The 22,967-nt window shown below is 38.5% G+C and carries 19 protein-coding genes and 1 tRNA gene; 8 read left to right on the forward strand and 12 right to left on the reverse strand.

Features of this window, described 5'->3' with window-relative positions; translation table 11 throughout:
- Nucleotides 1–11: 11 nt before the first annotated feature.
- From ACSBFT_RS10565 to ACSBFT_RS10580, 4 genes are all read right to left on the reverse strand, one after another.
- Entirely contained in the window at nucleotides 12–311 is a 300-nt protein-coding gene (locus ACSBFT_RS10565; protein WP_489604591.1) for a hypothetical protein, read from the reverse strand.
- Nucleotides 304–663 carry a hypothetical protein gene (locus ACSBFT_RS10570; protein ID WP_489604592.1) on the reverse strand — a complete coding sequence of 120 codons (360 nt, stop codon included), beginning with the start codon at nucleotides 661–663 and terminating at the stop codon, nucleotides 304–306. Before ACSBFT_RS10570 ends, ACSBFT_RS10565 begins: the two co-directional genes overlap by 8 nt.
- Before the next feature lie 150 nt (nucleotides 664–813).
- Nucleotides 814–1,116, reverse strand: a complete 303-nt coding sequence (locus tag ACSBFT_RS10575; RefSeq protein WP_489604593.1) for a helix-turn-helix domain-containing protein — start codon at nucleotides 1,114–1,116, stop codon at nucleotides 814–816.
- A 60-nt stretch (nucleotides 1,117–1,176) separates the two neighbouring features.
- Nucleotides 1,177–1,860, reverse strand: coding sequence for a hypothetical protein (locus tag ACSBFT_RS10580; RefSeq protein ID WP_489604594.1), 684 nt, complete (start codon nucleotides 1,858–1,860; stop codon nucleotides 1,177–1,179).
- Nucleotides 1,861–1,954: 94 nt separating this feature from the next.
- Between ACSBFT_RS10580 and ACSBFT_RS10585 the strand changes: the two genes are divergently transcribed.
- Nucleotides 1,955–2,116 carry a hypothetical protein gene (locus tag ACSBFT_RS10585; RefSeq protein ID WP_489604595.1) on the forward strand — a complete coding sequence of 54 codons (162 nt, stop codon included), beginning with the start codon at nucleotides 1,955–1,957 and terminating at the stop codon, nucleotides 2,114–2,116.
- On the opposite strand, the gene ACSBFT_RS10590 is transcribed toward ACSBFT_RS10585, so the two are convergent.
- A tRNA-Thr gene (locus tag ACSBFT_RS10590) sits at nucleotides 2,082–2,154 on the reverse strand. The genes ACSBFT_RS10585 and ACSBFT_RS10590 overlap by 35 nt on opposite strands.
- Before the next feature lie 115 nt (nucleotides 2,155–2,269).
- Nucleotides 2,270–4,543 carry a DUF349 domain-containing protein gene (locus ACSBFT_RS10595; RefSeq protein WP_489604596.1) on the reverse strand — a complete coding sequence of 758 codons (2,274 nt, stop codon included), beginning with the start codon at nucleotides 4,541–4,543 and terminating at the stop codon, nucleotides 2,270–2,272.
- 29 nt (nucleotides 4,544–4,572) lie between these two features.
- Between ACSBFT_RS10595 and pdxH the strand changes: the two genes are divergently transcribed.
- Entirely contained in the window at nucleotides 4,573–5,232 is a 660-nt protein-coding gene (gene pdxH, locus ACSBFT_RS10600) for a pyridoxamine 5'-phosphate oxidase (RefSeq protein WP_489604597.1), read from the forward strand.
- A 2-nt stretch (nucleotides 5,233–5,234) separates the two neighbouring features.
- On the opposite strand, the gene ACSBFT_RS10605 is transcribed toward pdxH, so the two are convergent.
- A complete protein-coding gene (locus tag ACSBFT_RS10605; RefSeq protein WP_489604598.1) occupies nucleotides 5,235–5,963 on the reverse strand; it encodes an RNA methyltransferase in 729 nt (242 codons plus the stop codon).
- A gap of 106 nt (nucleotides 5,964–6,069) precedes the next feature.
- Between ACSBFT_RS10605 and tamL the strand changes: the two genes are divergently transcribed.
- Both tamL and ACSBFT_RS10615 read left to right on the forward strand, forming a co-directional pair.
- Nucleotides 6,070–8,571, forward strand: a complete 2,502-nt coding sequence (gene tamL / locus ACSBFT_RS10610) for a translocation and assembly module lipoprotein TamL (protein WP_463048746.1) — start codon at nucleotides 6,070–6,072, stop codon at nucleotides 8,569–8,571.
- 196 nt (nucleotides 8,572–8,767) lie between these two features.
- The gene (locus ACSBFT_RS10615) at nucleotides 8,768–10,021 is read left to right on the forward strand and encodes an aminotransferase class V-fold PLP-dependent enzyme (protein WP_489604599.1); all 1,254 of its coding nucleotides are present in this window, start codon (nucleotides 8,768–8,770) and stop codon (nucleotides 10,019–10,021) included.
- Here the strand turns inward: ACSBFT_RS10615 and ACSBFT_RS10620 are convergent.
- The gene (locus ACSBFT_RS10620; RefSeq protein ID WP_463048748.1) at nucleotides 10,018–10,323 is read right to left on the reverse strand and encodes an autorepressor SdpR family transcription factor; all 306 of its coding nucleotides are present in this window, start codon (nucleotides 10,321–10,323) and stop codon (nucleotides 10,018–10,020) included. The two genes, ACSBFT_RS10615 and ACSBFT_RS10620, sit on opposite strands and share 4 nt — an antisense overlap.
- A 239-nt stretch (nucleotides 10,324–10,562) precedes the next feature.
- On the opposite strand from ACSBFT_RS10620, the gene thrA reads away from it, so the two are divergent.
- The 4 genes from thrA to ACSBFT_RS10640 are packed head-to-tail and all read left to right on the forward strand — an operon-like array spanning nucleotide 10,563 to nucleotide 15,629.
- Entirely contained in the window at nucleotides 10,563–13,022 is a 2,460-nt protein-coding gene (thrA, locus tag ACSBFT_RS10625; RefSeq protein WP_489604600.1) for a bifunctional aspartate kinase/homoserine dehydrogenase I, read from the forward strand.
- A 35-nt stretch (nucleotides 13,023–13,057) separates the two neighbouring features.
- Nucleotides 13,058–13,990 (forward strand): homoserine kinase, encoded by a 933-nt coding sequence (locus ACSBFT_RS10630; RefSeq protein ID WP_463048750.1) that lies wholly within the window; start codon nucleotides 13,058–13,060, stop codon nucleotides 13,988–13,990.
- An 11-nt stretch (nucleotides 13,991–14,001) separates the two neighbouring features.
- The gene (locus ACSBFT_RS10635) at nucleotides 14,002–14,526 is read left to right on the forward strand and encodes a GNAT family N-acetyltransferase (RefSeq protein WP_489604601.1); all 525 of its coding nucleotides are present in this window, start codon (nucleotides 14,002–14,004) and stop codon (nucleotides 14,524–14,526) included.
- Nucleotides 14,523–15,629, forward strand: a complete 1,107-nt coding sequence (locus tag ACSBFT_RS10640) for a Gfo/Idh/MocA family protein (RefSeq protein ID WP_489604602.1) — start codon at nucleotides 14,523–14,525, stop codon at nucleotides 15,627–15,629. Before ACSBFT_RS10635 ends, ACSBFT_RS10640 begins: the two co-directional genes overlap by 4 nt.
- 1 nt (nucleotide 15,630) lies before the next feature.
- Here ACSBFT_RS10640 and ACSBFT_RS10645 read toward each other — a convergent pair whose 3' ends face one another.
- The 4 genes from ACSBFT_RS10645 to ligA form a co-directional block, all read right to left on the reverse strand.
- Complete coding sequence (locus ACSBFT_RS10645) at nucleotides 15,631–16,215, reverse strand: phosphatase PAP2 family protein (RefSeq protein ID WP_489604603.1); 585 nt, start codon at nucleotides 16,213–16,215, stop codon at nucleotides 15,631–15,633.
- A gap of 1 nt (nucleotide 16,216) precedes the next feature.
- The gene (gene dapA, locus ACSBFT_RS10650) at nucleotides 16,217–17,101 is read right to left on the reverse strand and encodes a 4-hydroxy-tetrahydrodipicolinate synthase (protein WP_489604604.1); all 885 of its coding nucleotides are present in this window, start codon (nucleotides 17,099–17,101) and stop codon (nucleotides 16,217–16,219) included.
- A gap of 71 nt (nucleotides 17,102–17,172) precedes the next feature.
- Nucleotides 17,173–20,835, reverse strand: a complete 3,663-nt coding sequence (locus ACSBFT_RS10655) for a reprolysin-like metallopeptidase (RefSeq protein ID WP_489604605.1) — start codon at nucleotides 20,833–20,835, stop codon at nucleotides 17,173–17,175.
- 72 nt (nucleotides 20,836–20,907) lie between these two features.
- Entirely contained in the window at nucleotides 20,908–22,959 is a 2,052-nt protein-coding gene (gene ligA / locus ACSBFT_RS10660; protein WP_489604606.1) for an NAD-dependent DNA ligase LigA, read from the reverse strand.
- Nucleotides 22,960–22,967: the final 8 nt, after the last annotated feature.

Genomic DNA, 22,967 nt, shown 5'->3' on the forward strand with positions numbered 1-22,967 from the left:
TTATAATGTAGCTAATAACTAATTTCTATTTCGGAGCTATTTTCAACCATAAGTCCCTTTTCCTTACTGCCATTAACCTTCTTGGTTTTACCAACACCTAAGCTCTGCAGGTACTCGTTTACATCCTTCCAAAAAAGTCCTAGGAAAAATGCACAAAATACGAGTAAAAGAACCCCAATAAAACCCCAGAAAGAATTGGCCTGCTCTTTCTTCAAGTTTGATTCCGGCTGATCTGACCATACACTGTAAAGGTTCTGCCTAATTGGATATGAGTCCTTTAAATTTTGAAAACTCAGAGCATTATTATTCATTTTTATCATTATTTTTTGGTGGAATAATCTGGTATAAATCTTCTCCGATTTCCCTTAGCTTCCAATCATCAAATTCAAATAGTCCGTCAGTCCGGTTATAATTAGTAAAAGCCGGATTTACTCCATTCAGAATAAATACATCACTCTTTAAACCTATACCGCCATAACGTTTATACAGGCCTTGAAGCTTCTTAGCATTATTCATTATAGTTCGCATGGTGGTCAGAGCATTCTCATGCTTTTTCCTGTAAATAGCATTGTTGTACTCATTCTTGCACCGCTGAGTACAGTAGATCTGATTTCCACGACCATATATGGTCTGCCTACATGTTCTACATGTTAAGTCTTTCATTGTGTGTTCTATTAAATGTGTGAACGAAACGGATTTAAATCGTTTTAAAGCGATTCAAATCCGTTTCTTTTTAAGAATTATTGGCGAAACATGGACGAAACAAAACCGAAACAAAGTGAATTGTTTCGCTGTTTCGTCCAAAGGTTAATCTTACCAATTCTTTTTTGTGATACGTTCACCCCGTCTACCTTCAAGCAACCAAGACTCAAGCTCCGCTTTCTTAAAATAGAGTTTACCAAACTTCCTATAATGTGGAATGGAAGAATTCGAGCAGTATTGATATACCGTTTGCTTTGCTTTCTTTACAAAAAGAGCCGTTTGTTCAATATCAAGCCATTCAACATCTTCGCTCTTCTCTGAATGACTACTTAAGTTCATTTCTTGCTGAACTATTTGACGAATCTCCGTCAGCAGGTCGTCTAGTTCGACCCCGTTTAAAATTAAAGATTTCATTGTGTGTGTGTGTTTTTTTTTTGTGTGTGTGTGTGTGAATTTGAATAATTTCTAGAGTCTCTACATAGGCTTATTGATTTTAGTCTGAATTAAATTGAAAATTCCTTCCATGATATGCTTTACGTTCTCGTCATCATTATACTTCTTATGAAGTGATTTGATAAATCGCTTATCTAAATGATATACATCAAGCCAATCAACGATGCGAGGCTGCTTTCCGCCCAAAGGGTAAACGTCAATCCAATCACCCAAATAATCTAGGAAAACATCGGTACCCTCAAAAGCGTTACCAGACTCTTCTGGCATTAGCTTCTCTATAGCATTCATCAAAACATAAAGTGGATAGTCTTCTGAGTAAACACCAACATTAATAACTTGAGCAAATTCATTGTCAATAGTTTTGAGATTTCTGGATACAGCATCTCTTATGCTTTGATCTATAACACCCAAGATATGCATTTGAGCCAGCTCATACTTGGCCTTAATTCCTGTCATATCAAAGGGCACTGTAAAAAGCTGTGTAAGCATACCCATTAATGCTCTTATATCTTCGGTTTCCGTTTCTATTATCTTCTTAACTTTTGGCTCTTCTAAATGAGCATAGACACCCTTACTAAAGCTGCGTAGCATGGTATTCTTCCTCATATAAGTTAACCTATAATAAAGAGGAAATAAATTACCATTGGACCCTCCAGCGATATTGGTATTTAAGAATGGATGTATTGTAAGCTTGTGTGATTTCATGCCACAAATATATAATGTTATTATTTAACAAGTAGATAATAACATATAAATTTTCATAAGTTTAGGAAATTAATTTAACGAAAACAGTAGCGAAATGATGAAAGTACAGGGAGGAGTCGGTGGATTTGTATTGCAACTTGTTCTGCAACCTGCCCAAAAAGCAAAAAGGCGTATAAACAAAAAGACTCCACAATCTATTGATTATGAAGTCTTTATAACTGAGCCTCTTATCGGGATCGAACCAATGACCTACTGATTACAAGTCAGTTGCTCTACCAGCTGAGCTAAAGAGGCCTCTGTTTTTAAAGGAAGTTTAGAGATAAAATCTTTTCGTTTCCGTTAAAGTGATGCAAAAGTAATAGCGACAACTTTCTCCTGCAAGCTTTCAGTTGAAAATTTTTCAACTTTTTCAATAATTTGAAGCCTCTCTAATCAGCTTCAATTTCTCTTTGATTTTATCAGCCTCATTTTCAGCTTTTTCTATCTTCATTTGATATTCAGCCTTAATTTTATCAGCTCCTTTAGATCTTCCGAAAAATTCAATATTCGTTTTCAATTGATTTATTTCATCTTCAAAAGATTTCAGCTTACGACTCAAATCATTATCCTGACGTTCCAGAGCTCTCGGGTTCCCCCCAGTTTTCATGGTGACCTCCACTTCATTTTTAAGCATGAGCTTGTCTTTCTCATCCTTATCTATTTCTGTAGAACTTTTAACATACTCGTTAATGACATTCACAAACCTATTCTGAATTTTGTCCATATCTTTTCTTGGCACAAAACCCAGGTCATTATATTTCTTCTTGTAATCAGCAAGCTTAGAAAGGTCTGTCTTCTTATCTTTAATCTCCCCTTCTATGAGGGCACAAAGCTCTTCTTTAGCCTTAAGGTTAGCCAAGTACTCTTTATCCTTTTCGCTACCTTCACTCCTCTTTAAATCAAAGAAAGCATCGCAAGCAGATTTAAAACGCTTGTAAATGGAATCCTTAAATTTCTGAGGCACATGACCATAATTTTTCCACTCTTTCTGCAAATTGATAACTAAGTTGGTGTTGTCAGCAGAAACATCACCTGCTTCCACCAATTCTTCTACTTGTTTGCATAAGCCTTCTTTGGCTGTAAGGTTTACTTTACGCTCTGCTTCTAGTTTATTAAAGAAGGCCGACTTAGCCCTAAAGAAGTCTTTTAATAGCTTCCAGAAAAGCTTGCTCGTGTCTTTAGCCTTATCTCTTGGCATAGGACCCTTAAGCTTATTCCATTGCTCTTGAAGCTCCTGAACCTCTTTCGTTTTGGCGTTCCAATCGTTTATTCTACCACTTTCAAAATTGGCATAAGGCTTAAGCTTTTCTAGCAATGAAGACTTGGCCGCAAAAACCTCCTCCATCAGGTGCTGGTTCTCTTCGTTTTGCCCTCTTCTTTTATCGTATATAATATCAAAGGCAGCCTTCATCCGCTCCCATAAAGCCTCTTGCTCCTTTCTTGTTCCTGGGCCAGTATGCTTATATTCGTTCAAATACTCATTCGCCTTTTTAAGCAAGCTTCCGGTAAGCTCTTGGTCTTTAAGACTTGCAGCTATCTCCTCTATCTTAACCACATATTCTTCTCTTATTTCTAAGTTCTTTTTGCGGTCAAGCTCCTTTAATTCATTTTGAATACTTCTTATATCAAAATACCTGTCTAAAAGGGCATTATAGCCAGACCATAAAGTACCATTATGAGGAGAATTAACATTTCCGGCATCACGCCATGCGTTTTGCACTCTTTTAAAAGCCTCCCAGTTTTCTTTTGAACCACCTTTTTCTTCCTCTTCTACTATCTCTCTTAACTGCTGAAGCAAATTGGTTTTTCTTTCAAAATAATCTTCTTTAAGAGCATCCATATTTCTATAGAAGGCATTTCTAGCATCTCTTATCTGAATCATTATAGATTCAAATCTTAAGTCATAGTTGCTATTTTTAAACGCAAAACCCTCGTCGGAACCATTTTTCTTAACAAATTTAGCTTTAGCCTCATCTATTTCTGCACCATGGATTTCGTCATAAGCAGTACGAATCTCTTTATATACCGAATCAATGTTTCTTACGTCGTTAATTTTGACCCCACTTTTCGAAATTGCATCTAGCATTTTCTCTGCTAATTCTACAAAGTCTTTCTTTTCAAACTTCTCAACGTCAATATCATCCGAACTAAAATGCTCCGCTTCGTCGTCTTCAATTTCCTCAATATCAACTTCCGTTTTATTTTCAGAAACTGATTCTTTGGTTTCAGACACCTCTTCAGTTTTTTCTGGGACTTCCGCCACTATTTCTTCAGCAACTGATTCTTCCTCCACTACATCTTCAACAACTGCTTCTTTTTCCTCTACATCTTCAGCAACCGCTTCTTCTGTAGCTTTTTCTGCATTCACCACCTCCTCTGCCACAGTAACATCTTCCGCAGCGGCGTCTTCTTTCACCTCTTCAGCAGCGACATTTTCAGTCTCCACTACATTTTCAACAGGCTTGTTTTCAGAATTTTCCAAGCCCTTGCTTTCTGCGTTTTCGGCAGCATTCTCTTCGTTCGTATTCATATCTTTTTTGTTTTCTTCCGAAATTTTCACCTCGGCACTCCCTTTTTTATCTGGGGTGTTGTTGTCAGACATCATATTTTCTGGTAAAATGATTCTATATATTTGCGACTGCAATTTATTAATAATACACCAATAAGAAGAAAATGGTTGGAAAGTTGACTAAAGAGAAAGATCTATCGGGCCTACGTGTAAATTACTCCAGAGACGAGCTTTTGGAGCAAAATATTGGTTCTGAGCCTATAACATTGTTTTCAAAATGGATGGAAACTGCCAAACAAGGGGAAATAAAAGAACCCAACGCCATGGTTTTGTCGACCATTAAGGGGAATAAGCCGTCAGCCAGGGTCGTATTATTGAAAGATTTTGATGAAAATGGTTTTGTTTTCTTCACCAATTATCAAAGTCACAAAGGTCAAGAGATGGCCGAAAACCCAAATGCAGCCATCACATTTTTTTGGGATGCCTTAGAACGTCAAATAAGAATAGAAGGTATCATTGAAAGAGTTTCTAGTGGAGAGTCTGACGAGTATTATCATTCAAGACCTAAACTTAGCCAAATAGGTGCATGGGTGAGCAACCAGAGCAGCATTATAGATGGAAGAGAAATCCTAGAAGAGAAGAATGAGAAGTTAATAGAGAAATTTAAAGATCTACCAGTCATTCCTCGACCTCCTCATTGGGGTGGATATATTCTAAAACCCAACTCAATTGAATTTTGGCAAGGACGCCAAAACAGGCTTCACGACAGAATATTATTCTCTAAAAAAGAAAACAGCTGGCAAAGAGATAGATTAAGCCCTTGAGTTTACCTTCTAATATTGTCAAGAATAATGGCAGTAGCCACTCCTGCATTTAAAGATTCCGCTCCTCCAAATGCCGGAATGGTGATTTTATCGGTAACGTATGCCGCTAAACTTTCCGAAATCCCATGAGATTCTGAACCCATTAAGAGAATGCCAGAATCTGGAAAGTCTAACTTATGTATATTACTTCCTTCAAGATAGGCTCCATAAACGGGTAGATTTGAAGTTGATAAATATTTTCCCAAGTCTGTATAAAAACAAGAAACCCGAGTAAAAGACCCCATCGTAGAACTAATCACTTTGGGATTATAAAGTTCCACAGTACTTTCTGAGCAAACAATCTTCTTTATGCCATACCAATCTGCTATCCTTATAATGGTCCCAAGGTTACCTGGGTCACGTAGATCGTCCAAAGCTAAAACCCATTCCCTTTCATCAATATCAAATGGTTTGTTGGGCAAACAATACACCACCGCCACGCCATAATTATTGCTTCTAAACGAAGAAATTTTGTCAATTTCTGCCTCAGAGCAAAAAGAAATTTCAGCATTCGTCACCTTCAATCCTTTACCCTTCTCGGTCAAATAAATCTCCTTAATTTCAAAATCAGACTTTATCAGTTCCTCAATGGACTTTTGCCCCTCTACAAGAAAAACACCTAATTGCTGTCGGTATTTTTTAATATGTAGTGATTGAATGTATTTTTGCTTTTGTTTACTTAGTCCATTCACTTTTTTCCGTAGTAGTTCGTTCTAAATTTTTACTTAATAAGGCTATCTCACCGATTGTAAAAGAGTCGGCATTCGAAAGGTATTGAAAACATTTTTTAAATACATATTGCTCGCACTCTTTTCTAGCTTTTTGCTATCGTGCAGCCATAAAATCCAACTGAAAGAAAATGAGGTTTTATTGGGAGAACAAGACTTTAAAGGCAATTCTAAAATCCACAGCGAAGAACTAGCAACCTTAATACCACTAAACCAAAGACCTAATAACAAACCACTTAACATTCCCTGGTTTCAATTCACACCAAGAGTCTGGTTTTATAATTTCGGACTGAATACTTTCAACACCCAAGCTCAAAAAAACAGACTTGCTAGTTTTCAAAGCAGTCTTCAAGAATATCCAGAAGAATTTACGGCTGATTCGAAAAAAGAAAGAATCAAACAACGCTACCGACGAAAAATCAGAAAAACCGAAGAAAACCTTAACGTACAAAATTCTTGGCTTTGGAGAAACATAGGTGAACCACAAGCAGTTATCAGCAAAGACAAAGCAGAAAGTACCTCAAATATTATTGAAAAATATTTAAAAGATAGAGGTTTTAAAGACGCCGTAGTAAGTTATGAAATGGACAATACACTGACAAAAGACCAAACCAAGCTTACCTATGTGGTCAAAGAAGGAAAAGGTTATGTTGTGGACACCATCTTTTACGAAGTTTTAGACCCCAAACTTGACAGTCTTATCACAGCCAGAAAATCAGAACAACTCATTAAACCTGGCGATTTGTTTGACATTCAAAAAGTGGACGCCGAGAAAAACAGAATTGAGCTTTTAGCAAAACAAAATGGCTATTATAATTTCCTAAACCAATACATCATTCATGAAGCTATAAATGCCAATTATAATCTGGAGGAATTCCGCGAAAAGAAAAGAGGAAATCTGAGGTTTACTGTTATAAATCCTCCTAACCAAGATGAGCATAGAATTTACAGCATTAAGGAGGTCGTCTTTAAGGGCTTTGACCCTTATGCCACCACAGTATCAAATAATGCCGATACCATTTTAGTGAATGAAATCAAGTACATCACGCTGAATAGCAGTATTCCCGAAAAGATATTAGACAAAAAAGTAATTTCAAGACCAGGAAGTATCTATAACATTGATGAGATTTCTGAAACCCAAAGACAGATTGGACTCATCAATCAATTTTCCTTTGCCAGTTCACAAATTAATCCCTTAAGCAAAGATGAGATTAGCCTAGAGTATTTTGCTCCACAGTTGCAAAAATACTCTATAAGCACTGGCCCAGGCTTAAACCATGTTTATAATGGAGGTTCAGGCTTTTTGGGCTTTGGGGTTCCTGTAACCCTTACCGCCAGAAATCTTATTAAAAAATTAGAGATTTTTGAGGCCTCCGGACGTGTTTTTAGAGAAGGTCAACCATCACCTTTAGGAACTACAGATGTTAGCGGAAGCTGGGAAATTGGAACGAATGTGAGCATGACCTTTCCCAATATTACGTTATTAGGGAAAGACATTGAAAGCATTAAATTAAAAAACCCAAGAACGCAATTTGGGGCGGGATTCAACTATTCTGAGCCTTTCTGGGGTAACCGACTAAACTTCAAACTTAATAGCAACTACCGCTGGCAGCCGTCTAGGTATACCACCATGTTTTTATCTTTGCTAGACGCCAACCTCATCAACACCAACTATAACCTTAAAGATGCCGCTGGTTTAAGTTTTTACAACAGCCTCTTGGAACAACAGGCCTTAGGAAACAATCTTAAAACTACGTTTGATCCACAGTTTGTAAGTAGCCTAAACGCCTCCTATGTGTATAATGACCAAAACCTGCAAGAGCCCTACGCCAGCTCAAAGTTCTTACGGGTTTTTGTAGAATCAGGAGGAACGCTTCTTAATTTTTCTAAAGACAAAGACAAAATCAACTTCATTGAGAAGTTACTGCCATTACGACAAGATTTCAACTCGCCAGACACCGTAAGAAAATACTTTAGGTTTGTAAAAATCAACGTCGACTATAGGAGATATGTTAACTTGACTCCTTCCGCCAGTCTTGCCTATCGCTTAAATGTAGGCGTGACAAACCCGTATGGAAACAAGTCAATGCCATACGAGAAAAACTTTTTTGTGGGAGGTAGTAACTCCGTTAGGGCTTGGTCTCCGCGGTCTCTTGGGGTAGGCTCTGCAAAACCTGACACCGCAAGCGGAAATATTATACCACAGACGGGCGACATTCTTCTAGAAGGTAGTATTGAAGTAAGGAAGAAAGTAGCTCGCTTTTTTGGAGATATACAGCTCGCTGGCTTCATAGACTTTGGAAACATCTGGAAATGGCACCAAATAGAAACCGAAGCCAAAAGAGATAAGGCCAACTTTGATTTCAATAGATTCTACAAAGAGATAGCAGTAGGAACAGGCTTTGGTATAAGGTACGACCTCTCCTACTTCCAGTTTAGGTTTGACTGGGGTATAAAAGTCATGGATCCGTCACGAGAAGAAGGCGACCGTTTTGTGTTAGACAACTTCACCCTAAAAAGAGATAGTAGCTACGGTCTAAACTTTAACCTTGGCATCGGTTACCCTTTTTAACTTCAGAATCATAATCCGCATTAAAACAAAGGGAAAGGCTAACTGTATCTAATATTAATCAAATAGCCATATTTTATTTCGCAATTCAAGCACTTACCAGTTTAATGATATTATATAATTGTACAAATTATAGAAAAAATAAGTGTTAGCGAGTTCGTAAGACAGACTTCAAATTCCTTTTCATAAATTAGGCCCTATGAAATCAACCAGAAGAATTTTCCTCGGCCAGCTAGGTCTTGGATTAGCAGCCATTGAAGCCAATAGCCAAATAATCACCCCAAACATACAAAGCTCCGAGGAGGCTTATTGGGAACAACTTCGAAAGTCCTTTCCCTTAACAGATAAGAGAGTTTATTTAAATAACGGCACTTTTGGCCCATCCCCAAAATCAGTAATAGACGCTATAAAAACATCTCTAGACCTTACCAATACCAGTGGAGAATATGGGCATACGGATGAGTATAGAAATGTTTTGGCCGATTTTAGTGGTGTTTCTAAAGAAGAAATAAGTTTAACTCATAATACCACAGAGGGCATAAATATCATTTGTTGGGGACTTGACCTTAAAGCTGATGATGAGGTTATCATTAGCTTACATGAGCATGTTGGAAACGCCCTTCCTTGGCTAAATAGAGCAAAGCTACATGGCATAAAACTAGTAACCTTTAATCCAGCAGCTACAGCGGAAGAAAACATTGAAACTATAAAAAAGCTCATTACTGCCAAAACCAAAGTGATAGCTATTCCTCATATTACCTGTACTACTGGTCAAGTATTTCCGATTAAAGAAATAGCCGAAATGGCCAGAAAGAAAGAGATTTTTACGGCTGTGGATGGAGCTCATGGTACGGGCACTTTTGATATTAACCTAAAAGATTTAGGCTGCGATAGCTACGCTACCAGTTGCCATAAATGGATGCTTGGCCCAAATGGTTCTGGTTTTCTGTATTTAAAGAAAGAGCATTTAGACAAGATACAAGCCATACAAGTAGGGGCTTATTCCGACGACGGATGGGATTTATACACTTCACCGCCGAGTTTTAAAGGATACAATCCAACGGCACATAGATTTGATTATGGTTCCCAAAGTACACCATTATTTGCAGGAGCAGCAGCTTCAGCAGCGTTTCATAGCCATATAGGCAAAGCCAAAATAGAACAAAGGGTTAGATCGTTGTCTCAATATCTTTACGACGGACTTTTCGAGTATTCAGACAAACTAGACATCCTCTCTCCGGCCGAGCCACAATCTAGAATCTGTATGATAACGTTCAAGCCGAAAGAGATGGATTACAAAGAATTCTCAAAACAAGCATCACAGGCTGGTTTTAGAATAAGGGTAGTACCCGAAAGTGGCTTGGATGCCATCAGGATATCTACCCATATCTATAACTCAAAGGCTCAAATAACCGATTTCTTAGAATTCACGAAAAAGGCCCTTACCTCTTAAGCCAATTCCAAACGAATTTTTGGTTTGCTTAAATGCATGGCTTGCTCTGGTTTAAACTGGATAAACCATTTAAAAACCTCCTCTAAAGATCTGGCTTGAAGCGAATAGTAAATAAATTGACCTCTCTTTTTGGCTTTAATAAGGTTAGCTTGTTTTAAAAGATCTAAATGGTGAGATATACTTGGTTTTGAAATGCTAAACTCTTTGGAGATATCGCCAGCTGGCAATTCTCCATCCTTAAGAAGCTCTAGTATGCCTCTACGAGTCTCATCATTCAAGGCTTTGAATGTGGCTGTAATCATTTATTTTTTTTAGGAAAGCGTTAGAAATGTTTAGCCAAATATCGAATTAAATTCTTTTAAAACCAAAACGCTGGATTAGACCGCAAAAGAAAATCAGTAAAGGAGTAGCTAAAGCTTACATCAAAGAAAGCATTATCATTATATTTGCAGCCGTTTAGCTTTCCCTTTTTAAAGAATGCTTATCAAAATCATAAAGGTATGTTTTTGGGAGCATCTAAATTTATTTCTAAAGACTCAGAATGAAGGTTTTAAAATTTGGTGGAACATCAGTAGGTACGGTAGAGAGTATCAATAAGGTTCTTGGGATTATCCAGAAAAATGTATCAGAAGGCAATGAAATAGCTGTTGTATTTTCGGCTATGGGTGGTGTCACGAACCGATTTATTGAAATTGGCAAAATGGCTGCTCTAGAAGATACGGAGTACATGGAACATCTTCATTCTGTAGAGGAAAGACACTTTAACGCTATTAGAAGACTTATAGATGTTAAACAGCAAAGTGCTCTTATAGCCAAAGTAAAAGTCATATTCAATGAAATTGAAGACCTTTTAAGGGGAATTTCGCTCATCAAAGATATTTCTCCTAGAACGATGGATTTGCTGCTTAGCTTTGGAGAGCGTTTATCTACTACCATTATTTCTAGCACATTGATAGAAAAAGGTGTAAAAGCCTCTTTTGTAGACACCAGAGACCTTATCAAGACGGATGATAATTTCAATAATGCTGCCGTAAATTTTGAGTTGACCAATAAGAAAATCCAAGATTATGTGGCAGAAAACGATGGCGTTTTATGTCTTACGGGCTTTATAGGCTCAAATAGCAATGGCGTTACAACCACTTTAGGAAGAGGTGGCTCAGACTATACCGCATCTATTTTTGGAGCGGCATTAAATGCGGAAGTCATTGAAATCTGGACGGACGTCAACGGTATGATGACCGCAGACCCTAGAAAGGTCAAAAACGCCTTCAGTATACCAGATATTTCTTATGCAGAGGCTATGGAGCTTTCGCATTTTGGTGCTAAGGTGATATATCCTCCAAGCCTTACCCCTGCTTTTTTAAAGCAGATTCCTGTAAAAGTATTAAACACTTTTAATGAGACGCACTCGGGTACCACAGTTTCTAAAACAAGTAGAAGTACGCCTTATTCTATTACAGGAATTTCTTCTATTGACGATATCAGCTTGGTAAACTTGGAAGGAAACGGCATGATTGGGGTTGCTGGAATATCGGCGAAAGTCTTTGGCATTCTTGCTGACAATAACATTTCAGTGATATTTATTTCTCAGGCCTCGTCTGAGCATTCCATTTGTTTTGCCATAAACCCTATAGACGCAGACCGTGTTGAAGAATTATTAAATACAGGATTCCAAGCGGAAATAGCCGCAGGAGATATAGATAAAATCAAGGTTCAACCACATCTTTCTATTCTTGCGGTAGTAGGAGAAGGAATGAAATCCAGCTCTGGTACTTCAGGGAAACTATTCTCTGTTTTAGGTCAAAATGGGATTAACGTAGTAGGAATAGCCCAAGGTTCTTCGGAGCTTAATATATCTATTGTCATCAATAGAAAAGATATCAGCAAAGCCTTAAACGCCATCCATGAGCGTTTTTTCGAAATAGATGGATTTACGTTAAACGTTTTCTTGGTTGGTCCTACAGGTCTTATAGGAAAAACACTCTTAAGGCAAATAGAAAGCCAAGCATCTCATTTAAAAGCGAATAAGAACACTAATATTAAAATAGTAGGTCTTATCAACAGCAAAAAAATGATCATCGATGCGGAAGGTCTTAACCTAGAAGACTGGGAAGAAAAACTCAACGAAAATGGCGAGCTTGCTAACCTAAGCGAATTCATTTCTGACGTTAAAGACTTAAACCTTCCAAACACCGTTTTTGTAGACTCTACGGCCAATAAAGATATCGTGCAGCATTATGCCGGCATTTTAGAAAGTAACATTTCTATTATCACGCCAAATAAGGTAGCCAATTCAGGTTCTCAAGCCGACTATAATAAACTGCAAAAAATAGCCAACACCCGTAACGTACAGTTTTTATATGAAACTAACGTGGGTGCTGGATTGCCTATTATCAATACACTTCAAGGCCTCATCAACAGTGGTGATCAAATCAGACAAATTGAAGCCGTTCTTTCGGGTACACTCGCTTATATCTTTAACAATTTTGATGTAGGACGCAAGTTTGTTGATGTGGTAAAAGAGGCGAAAGAAATGGGTTATACGGAGCCAGACCCTAGAGAAGATTTGAGTGGCATGGACGTAGCTAGAAAAATATTGATTTTAGCAAGAGAGTCTGGCTTAGAACTAGAGCCTGAAGATGTTCAACTGAGCCCTTTATTAAACGACGCCTGCATGAACGCTCCATCTGTTGAAGCTTTCTATGAAGCTTTAGATAAGGATAACGACAGATTTGAAGCCCTTATTAATGAGGCTAAAAGTGCTGGCACTGTGCTTAGATATATTGCTAAACTAAAAGATGGTAAAGCTTCCATCTCTCTGGAAGTAGTTGGTAAAGACCATCCATTTTACAACTTGGCGGGTTCTGAAAATATCATCAGTTTCACCACGGAAAGGTACAAGACTAATCCTTTGGTAGTAAAAGGACCTGGAGCAGGTGCGGAAGTCACGGCCATGGGTGTTTTTGCTGATATCATCAGCTTGGCTTCTTCTTTAAATTAAAACAAGTTTTTCAATAGGTCTAAATAGCTTTCAAAGTGCGAGATAGTATCAAAATATTTGCCCCAGCTACCGTAGCTAATGTTTCATGCGGTTTTGATATTTTCGGCCTTGCTGTAGATTATCCTGGAGACGAAGTCATTATATCCAAAAGAAATGACGATAAGATTATTATCACAGAAATTACAGGAGATGAAGGTAAACTAACCTATAATCCTGAAAAGAATACAGTAACAGTTCCCATACTTAGGTATTTAGATAAACTTCAAACTAAAGTCGGTTTTGACATTATTTTGAATAAAAAAATGCCCTTAGGGAGTGGCTTAGGCAGTAGCTCTGCGAGCTCCGTTGCAGGAGTTTTTGCAGTCAATGAGTTGCTTGGCAAACCTATGTCTATCAACGACTTACTACCCTTCAGTATGGAAGGAGAAAGAGTGGCATGTGGTGCTGCTCATGCCGACAATGTGGCTCCTGCTCTACTTGGAGGTTTTGTCATCATAAGAAGCTACGAACCATTAGATTTCGTAAAAATAAATACGCCTGACGAACTCTTTGTTTCTATAGTCCATCCAGACTTAGAGGTTAACACCAAGGATGCCAGGATTATTTTAAGGCAAGAGGCCATCTTAAAGAAAATTATAGCACAAACTGGAAATGTAGCTGGAATGATAGTGGGACTTATGAGCTCCGATTATGGCCTTATTGGACGTTCCATGACCGACCATTTGGTGGAACCCCATCGCTCCATTTTAATTCCATATTTTAACGAGGTAAAACAGACGGCGATAGAAACAGGTGCCCTTGGAGCTAGTATCTCAGGTGCTGGACCTTCTATTTTTGCTTTTAGCCAAGGCAAAGAAATGGCAGACAAAGTGGGATTAGCTATGAAATCTGTTTTTGAAAATGCTGGCATCAAGACCAACCTTTTTGTGTCTGGTGTAAACCAAAATGGCCCTAAAATCTTAGACTAAAACCTACTATCATGTTGTACAGACCTGCTACTTTAGAAGAATATGAAGAAATAGCGGAACTGCACGCCAAAAGCTGGTCTGTTTTTTACAGAAACATTTTTTCTGATGTTTTTCTAGATCATGAAGTCATAGCAGAAAGAAAATCTGTTTGGATGCAAAGAGCTAAAGAAATTGAAAAAAACAGACAGGTCATTGTGGCCATTGAAAATCAGCATATCGTTGGTTTTTCCTGTATATACTTGCATCATAAATCTGGTTTTGGTGCATTGGTAGATAATCTCCACGTACTTCAAGAACATCAAGGAAAAGGCATTGGACTAAGCTTACTTCAACAATCATTTGATTGGATAAAAGAAAATGAACCTCAACAAGATATGTTTCTTTCTGTTTTAAAAGATAATATCAAGTCTAAGGATTTTTACTATCGTTTTGGTGGTAACTTTCAAGAAGCCTATACCGAAAAAGCTCAAGACGGTCACCTGGTAGACGTAGAGCGTATAAGTTGGAATAGCAGACCAAAATTCAACCCTAAATGAAAAAAATAACACTTTTACTTCTTGTCATCCTTACGGTCCAAACCGCCTTTACTCAAAATAAACCCTTTAAATTGGCGGTGGCTGGATTAACCCACGACCACGTCAACTGGGTACTTCGAAACGCTACAAATGGCGATTATGAACTGGTAGGTATAGCGGAACCAAATAGAGAATTGGCTCAAAAGTATGCCAAAAGATATGGATTCTCCATGGATTTGGTTTATCCCGACCTAACCACCATGCTAGCTCAAACAAAGCCCGAGGCTGTTTGTGCCTTCAATAGTATTAAGGAGCATTTAGAAGTAGTTGAAATTTGTGCTCCAAAAGGCATTCATGTGATGGTAGAAAAACCATTGGCGGTAAGCTTATCCGATGCTAGAAAAATGGAAAAGCTAGCCCTAGAAAACAATATTTTCCTTATTACCAATTATGAAACCACTTGGTATCCATCTAATCATAAAATCAAGGAAATCCTTGAAACAGAGAGCGACACTTATGGAGATATTAGAAAAATAGTTATCCATGATGGGCATCAAGGTCCAAAGGAAATTGGAGTTAGTCCTGAATTTTTCAGTTGGTTAACAGACCCAGCGTTTAACGGAGCTGGAGCTTTGGTAGATTTCGGATGTTACGGTGCCAATTTATCCACTTGGCTACATGATGGCGAAAAACCGACAGCTGTAACCGCCGTTACCCAACAAATAAAGCCTAGCATTTATCCAAAAGTAGACGATGAAGCCACGGTTATACTGAGCTACCCACATTCGCAAAGTATTATACAAGCCAGCTGGAATTGGAGTTTTAGCAGAAAAGATATGGAGGTTTACACCCAAAAGGGTTTCCTAAATGCTCTGAATAAATCTGATTTAAATGTAAAGCCAAGTTCTTCTGCCAAAACAGAAACCCTAAAAGTGGATGAGAGACCCGCATCTCTTAGTGACCCTTTTAGATATTTAAAAGGGGTGATAAGAGGAGAAATAAAGCTAGATTCAAAAGATTTATCCTCCTTAGAAAACAATATGGTAGTTATGGAGATACTTCAGGCGGCCATGATTTCTGCTAAGGAAGGAAGAACCGTTTTAATCTCAGCGTTGGAGAAATAGCTTATTTATTAATCCACTTCATTAATTTACCAGAAACCCAGACAGAGCCAGCTCCAATAACCGCTCCTACCAGTACATCTGACGGATAATGCTCCCCAGAGCGAATTCTAGCGTATCCTACCGCAGTAGCATAACCGTATGCCGGAACGGCCACATACCATTTTGGAAATGCACTTACCAAAGAAGTAGCTGAAGAAAAAGCCACCGCTGTACTACCAGACGGCATGGAATAAGAATCCTTTCTTTGTATGGGCGTAATAGCTGCTAGTGATACAAAAGGGCGGTCACGCTTGATAGACTTTTTCATGATATATCCTATACCATAAGTGCCTAATACCGCTACCGCCGACTGTACACCTTGTATTTTAAGAGACTTATTTTGAGACAATAAACCTATAGCTAGCAGAGAAACAGGCGTACCTATAGCCACATAATCGGCAGATTGGCTTAAGCCCAAATAGAAATCGTCCTTATTGACATTCCTATCTTGATTCCAATTGCTTACTATCCTGCTGTCTAAGTTTTGAGCATAGGATGAAAACCCTACACAAAGCAGAAAAAAAGACAGCAAAACTCCTTTCATCATATTAAAGAAAACCTTCTTTTTTCATAGCCGCTTCCAGCAACACGCCTAAACCAGAGGAAGCTTGTACTAAAGGAAGTCTTACCCTAGCATGAGAAATTCCTCTTATTTCACAGACCTTCTTAATCCCAACAGGATTAGATTCTCTATACAAAAGGTCATCAAATACATGAAAACGTCTTTGTAAGATGGCAGCACTCTTAAAGTCGCCATTTAAAGCAGCCCAAGTCATTTCATGAAACTCCTTTGGAAAGCCATTAGCAATCACAGAAATAACACCTTGGTAGCCCAAGGAAACTTGAGGAGTTACTAGATTGTCATCGCCAGATAATAAAAGAAAATCTGACGGTAACCTTTTACTTAAATCGATGGCTTGATCTATGGAAGTAGAAGCATCTTTTAAGGCTATAATATTTGCGTGAGCAGAAAGGGCAATGGTGGTATCTACACCTATGGCCGTCACCGTTCTTCCCGGTACATTATACAAAATCACAGGCACAGGAGACGCGTCTGCTATGGCCGTAAAATGAGCAATTATACCCGCCTGAGAAGGTTTATTATAATATGGACAAACTGAAAGAATGGCTGCAACACCATCAAAATCAGTTGTGGAAATATTTTCTAGTACTTGAGCAGTATTATTACCCCCAAGACCAAAAACGATAGGTAAGTTTTTAGGATTATTCTGCTTCGCAAAATCCAATAAGGCCGCTTTTTCCTTTAAAGTAGTGGTAGCAGACTCGCCGGTGGTGCCATTCACCACCAAATAATCACAGCCTTCTACTGAAATATATTTTATCAATTTTGACAAAGCGTCAAAATCAATGCTTAAATCTTCTTTGAATGGAGTTATTAGGGCTGCTCCTACACCTCTTAAACTTGTACTCATAATATTGCCTTAAATCAGGCTGCAAAAATACGTCAATATTATACAATTAGAAAGGCAAAGAATATTAATACTTAATTACAGCCTCCTATTTGGGCTTTAAAAACAGCAGGATTTGCCACCGTTGAAATGGCACTAAACCCAGGTTTTAATTCTACTCGCTTACCCGCATCATAGGTTATATTCCCTCCTGTAATATCATTTGTGGCAGATATAAGTCCCGTTCCAGTGGTGTTACTCGTTTGAAAAGTTTGCGTACCACTGCTAAAATCATTCGTGGTGGAAACGTGGGTAATTTCATTTAAACAATTATTAGAAGAAGCCATTGTTATCAAATAGTCTTCAATTTCACCAAATCCTTCCGAACCAGCTTCGGTTGCACATGGATCTACAACAGCGAAGGCATATTGAAGTTTAACCCGCATTCTTAAGGAGCCCACTTTTGCATCAGCAGGAACCATAAATGTGTTAGACTGTATGCCGGTTTGATTTGGTGCAAAAGCAATTATTTCTTCTCCAGCTTCAAATACAAAATCTCTATCAAAATCTATCCAAACTTTAATTGCCTCCGCATAGCCCGTATTTTTACTTATGTTAAACGTATAAGTTTCTCCTTGAGTCAAAACAGGTGTTGAGGCTGTATAATAAGTAAAGCCTGAATTCGTACATAATGAAGATTGATTTAATAAAGTATTCGCTCCTGACATTATTGTAACATTGCTTATGTAATCCCCATACGAACAGTTTAGACTTAAAGCACAATAGCTAAGCACAGTTACATCAACCTGGACCTTTGGACTTTCACAAACATCTAAGCAAGATGCATAATAACTTGTGTTACTTTGAAGTGCGGGTGTTTGATATGAAGCCCCAGTTCCTAGAGTAGAAGAAGAAATGGCAGTTTGGTACCATTGCACTGATCCAGTACAACCAGTCGCGGTTAGTGTTGCCATTTCCCCTACTTCTATTGTCACCCCATTCACTGTTGGGTTAGCTGGAATATTTGGACAAGCGTTTATTGTCACTGTTTTACTATTTGTACTTAGAACAGCACATAAGGATGAATTAGAAATGGCCGTTTGAATTTCGCTTAAAGAACTCCCAATGTATGGGTTTAAATCTAGCCCTCCGGCATAAGAAAGACCATATACTTCGTAATTACCTGCAGCATACGTTCTTAAATCAGGACCCTCCGAAAATCCTGTAACCATACTCGATACGGTATTATAAATCATATAGGTGTAGGCATATGAGGAGCCAGAGGCAGGAACTTCAGAATAGACGGTTCCGCCCGTGACAGTTACGCTATAAGCTACAGGAAGCGTTGGAAAATTAGTATCAAAACTAGAAGCCACTAAATAATAGGTACCCGGTGTTAAGCTTTGACTCATACTATTACCTAGGCTTACACCACCACTACCAGAGGGTCTAGTGGCTGTAGAGGCTAACCAATTACTGCAGACGCTAGACGTATTATAAAGTGCACTATATAAATTCAATAAAAGTCCAAAAGGACTGGTAAGATTAAAAGTATAAGTGGCTGAGGTAGTCACAACAAAAGAATACACATCATAATAATTGCTATTACTAGGCCCGCTACACGTTCCACCTGCATCATCAAAGGATAGATTGGAACCCGGATCCGTAGTTTCTATTGAACCTGCAAAACTAGAAATACCTCCACCTATGGCACTTAAATTAAAATTAAGATTAGCTGAACCTGCATTTTCCGAAGCAGCTGCAACATTTGTCAATGATGATGTTTCTGGCGTGCAAGAGCCACTTGAAATGGTTATACTTCCATTATTAATATCAAAGAATATATTCCCTACGGCTTCTATTTTAACTCTTACTTGGCTAGATGGGGTATTTGGAACTGTAATGGTTTCTGTGCCATCGTTCAATGTATTGCTTACAAGCGATGTAAAAGTAGTGCCGCCATTTGTGCTAATTAATATATTGACATTGCTACAATTAATGGGAGCTGCGTCTGTTCCATTCACATCCCATGTAATGGCTTTAGACTCACCAACGAACCATAAAGTTGGCACGTTTTGAGATGATATTTGAAATGGCCCAGAATTATCTACGGTAATAATCTTCAAGTCTGAATCAACTCCTCCGCCTCCAACTTTGTTATCTCTAACCGTCAAACGGAAATTCATAGTTCTAGCTACTTGGGGCAAAGCCTCCCCTTCATTGTCCGCAGGTGCATTGGCATTATTCAATATGAAATTCATAGCAGGAAAAGTTCTGCTTGATGATGAGCTAATTCTACTTCTAAAGAGTGGAGCTGTGGTGCTATTCACGGCGGAGTATGCTCCAACTCCATTAATGGTGCCTAATGCTCCCTTATCATTTGGTGCTGCCACGTCAATTTGGCTCCAGTTATAAGTTAATACATCCGATGCATCAGCATCTGTGGCCGAACCCATAAGAATGAAAGGTGTACCTTTGGGAATAGTAGCAGCCGATCCTACGGAAACTATAGGAGCATTATTCCCAGTCGACACAGATGTAAAACAATTGGAAATACCAGTCATTTTAGTAAACATTTGATCCAAGCTCTTAGCGTGAAAATAAGTCTCATTTCTTGGGTTAGTCAAGACATAACTAGACAATGAACCGCTCGTGTTATTTGAACAGTTTCCGCCATATCCCATCAGTGTAGTACCACTTCCTGGCTCTACAGCCGCTTGACTATTCCATCCACCCGTACAAAAAGTAGGCGATGAATCAGAACCACCAGTAGCATTATACGTATGCCCCATGCCAAACTGATGACCAACTTCGTGAGCGAATAAACCAACCGTGTTTCCTAATGCAGTGGAAATACCAAATTCTGTCCAACCCACTGATTTTGAAGTATTATCGCAGGGTGAGCCTCCTCCTGAGCCTCTTGAGCCTCCATTTGCTTTATATATATTGAAGGTGTGCCCCATATCATATTCCGAATATAAAATTGTCCCATTGGCATTCATGCTATTGAAACCTGTTTGTGCATCGCCTGCATTTCCAAAAGAAGTATTAACAGGAAACGGATCCGTGGCTCCATCTGTAAATATGAGCGTTAAATCAGTAGTTTTAGAGACTAGCTCAAAAGACACCGAGGCTTCCAGGTTAAATATCAAATTTGTAGCGTTTAAGATGGCCACAATTTTATCCCTCGCGGCAGTTTGGGTACCCAATGAATCCGTCATTTCGCCCGTGGCGGCACCCGCAAATCTATATTTTCTTAATTGAGTCCCAATCGGAAACAAACCCGTACTTAATACTTTACCATTCCGTTTTACTAGCTTACTTTCGTCAAAGTCCGCCGTTCCACAGTTGCCCAATCCGCTATCATTCATATTATAAATAGTGTATCGTCCTTCTTTCTGGTCAATTGCTTCAATTAGGTAATACCCATTTTCATATTGCATAATCCCAGTTAATGCACTTGGGGTAATAGCCAATCTTATTTTTGCTAACCCATCAAGCGAAACACCTTCAATAGTTTGAATATTTGAAGGCTGATTCTCCATTATGTTTGAAGTTTTCAGATTAAATACCTGAAAGGCCCCATCTGGCATAGGAAGATTTAAAATAAAATCAGCAGACCCTTTTTCATCATTTATTGTATTCTTGATGCTATTAAGATTCAATTTTATTTCTACACCTAAATTAGGGATTTGAGCATGGAGTTGAAAAGAGATTAAAATACAGAATCCAAAAACTAAATGTTTGGAATTATTCATAGTGGCTAATATTCAGAAAGGGTTTAGCGACAAAACTACCTCTAAATAAGTACAAATAGTTAAACCTTTTTCCTATCGTTGAAATATAGCCTCAAACTCATCTTCAGAAATCATTGTGACACCTAATTTTTCTGCCTTAGCCAACTTGGAAGGACCTGCGGCTTCGCCTACAATAAGATAGGTTAGTTTCTTAGAAACACCGCTAACAAGTTTACCTCCGTTGGCTTCTATTTTTTGCTCAATTTCTGCCCGGCTATAATTCTTAAAAGTTCCTGTATAGAGCAGTATCATGCCATCTAAAGCATTCCCCTCCAGCTCTGAGACCATATTTTCGGCTTCAAACTTTAAGCCAGCAGCTTTTAATTTTTCAATGAAAGTCCTGCTTTCTACGTCTGAAAAATAAGCTATGATGCTTTCTGCCACCTTCTCTCCCACGTCTGGAACATTTAACAGTTCTTCCAAAGAAGCGGCTTCTAGGGCCTCTATAGTTTTAAAATAATCTGCGAGTTTTTCGGCCGTAGTTTGTCCTACAAATCTTATCCCTATTCCAAAAAGCACTTTGGAAAAAGGTTGTTTTTTAGATGCTTCTACGCCTTTTAGAATGTTTTCTACCGTCTTTTCTTTAAAGGAAACTTTTCTTTCTTTACCCGTAAGGTCGTCTACATGAATTTTCTCTAGTCCTAAAATTTGTTCATACTTGAGATGATACAAATCCGCAGCGTCATTTAGTAAACCACTGTCCATTAAAATCTCAATCTTCCCTTCCCCTAAACTATCTATATCCAAGGCTTTCCTTTGAATAAAGTGCTCTATTCTACCTTTTACTTGAGGTGGGCAGGCCTTTTCATTAGGGCAGTAGTAAGCCGCTTCTCCCTCCGTTCTTATTAGCTCAGTACCACAAGCTGGACAATTCTTTATAAACGTTATCTTGGGTTTGAATAAATCTGCATTGGGTTTTGAAATATCCACTCCAGTGATTTTTGGAATAATTTCCCCCGCCTTTTCTACAAAAACATAGTCTCCTATGCATATTCCAAGCCTTTCTATTTCATCTGCATTATGTAAGGTAGCTCTTCTAACCGTGGTCATAGAAAGCTCCACAGGCTGCAACTCCGCCACGGGTGTAACGGCACCTGTTCTACCCACTTGATAAGTAACACCCCTCAATAATGTAGATTTTGATTCCGCTTTATATTTATAGGCAATTGCCCATCTAGGGCTTTTAGCAGTAAAGCCCAATTCTTCCCGCTGAGCGTAAGAATTAATCTTGATAACAATCCCATCTGTGGCACAGGCAAGCGTATGTCTTTTGTCTGACCACTCCTTAATATAGGCTATAGCCTCATGAATATCAGCAACCTTTTGCCATGAATCTGAGACATTAAACCCTGCCTTTTTCATGGCGATTAAACTCTCCTCATGTGTTTTAAAGCTATCGTTATCACTCAAATATTGATAAAGATAACAGTCCAGGTTCCGAGATGCCACCACGGCAGAATCCTGCATTTTAAAAGTCCCAGCGGCAGAGTTCCTAGGGTTTGCCAACGCTTTTTTGCCTTCGGCAATCAAGTCCTCATTGATTCTCTCAAACTCAGAATTGGGCATAAAACCCTCTCCACGAACCTCAAAACTTCCCTTGTTTTGAAAATCGCCTATATATAAAGGTAGCGTTTTAAGTGTTTTTACGTTGGTAGTGATATTGTCTCCCTGCGTGCCATCTCCGCGTGTCACAGCCTTGGTCATTAAACCATTTTCATAGGAAACAGACAGAGATATTCCGTCAAATTTAATTTCACAGATAAACTCGTAAGGTTCTTCTGCTAAGACCTTTTTAATTCTTTCGTCCCACTCTAAAAGCTCTTGCTCATTATAAGTGTTAGAAAGGGAAAGCATTGGGTATTTATGAGAAACAGCCTCAAATTCCTTAGTGATGGTACCTCCCACCCTATGTGTAGGAGAGTCTAAGCGTTTTAATTCGGGATTTTCCTGCTCTAGTATTTCGAGCTCCTTCAGCAGTTTGTCAAACTCAAAATCAGTGATTTCGGATTCCGCCTCTTGATAATACTTTAAATTGTAGTAGTTGAGTTGTTCAGTCAGCTCGTTGATTCTGTCTAAGGCGTTCATTCTAGAAA

It is taken from the genome of Arcticibacterium sp. SM2516 (genome assembly GCF_057914865.1).

Coding starts and splice junctions, on each gene's coding strand:
- ACSBFT_RS10565 (WP_489604591.1), bottom strand. CDS start 311: ATGAATAATAATGCTCTGAGTTTTCAAAATTTAAAGGACTCATATCCA.
- ACSBFT_RS10570 (WP_489604592.1), bottom strand. CDS start 663: ATGAAAGACTTAACATGTAGAACATGTAGGCAGACCATATATGGTCGT.
- ACSBFT_RS10575 (WP_489604593.1), bottom strand. CDS start 1,116: ATGAAATCTTTAATTTTAAACGGGGTCGAACTAGACGACCTGCTGACG.
- ACSBFT_RS10580 (WP_489604594.1), bottom strand. CDS start 1,860: ATGAAATCACACAAGCTTACAATACATCCATTCTTAAATACCAATATC.
- ACSBFT_RS10585 (WP_489604595.1), top strand. CDS start 1,955: ATGATGAAAGTACAGGGAGGAGTCGGTGGATTTGTATTGCAACTTGTT.
- pdxH (WP_489604597.1), top strand. CDS start 4,573: ATGGTTGGAAAGTTGACTAAAGAGAAAGATCTATCGGGCCTACGTGTA.
- ACSBFT_RS10615 (WP_489604599.1), top strand. CDS start 8,768: ATGAAATCAACCAGAAGAATTTTCCTCGGCCAGCTAGGTCTTGGATTA.
- ACSBFT_RS10620 (WP_463048748.1), bottom strand. CDS start 10,323: ATGATTACAGCCACATTCAAAGCCTTGAATGATGAGACTCGTAGAGGC.
- thrA (WP_489604600.1), top strand. CDS start 10,563: ATGAAGGTTTTAAAATTTGGTGGAACATCAGTAGGTACGGTAGAGAGT.
- ACSBFT_RS10635 (WP_489604601.1), top strand. CDS start 14,002: ATGTTGTACAGACCTGCTACTTTAGAAGAATATGAAGAAATAGCGGAA.
- ACSBFT_RS10640 (WP_489604602.1), top strand. CDS start 14,523: ATGAAAAAAATAACACTTTTACTTCTTGTCATCCTTACGGTCCAAACC.
- ACSBFT_RS10645 (WP_489604603.1), bottom strand. CDS start 16,215: ATGATGAAAGGAGTTTTGCTGTCTTTTTTTCTGCTTTGTGTAGGGTTT.
- dapA (WP_489604604.1), bottom strand. CDS start 17,101: ATGAGTACAAGTTTAAGAGGTGTAGGAGCAGCCCTAATAACTCCATTC.
- ACSBFT_RS10655 (WP_489604605.1), bottom strand. CDS start 20,835: ATGAATAATTCCAAACATTTAGTTTTTGGATTCTGTATTTTAATCTCT.
- ligA (WP_489604606.1), bottom strand. CDS start 22,959: ATGAACGCCTTAGACAGAATCAACGAGCTGACTGAACAACTCAACTAC.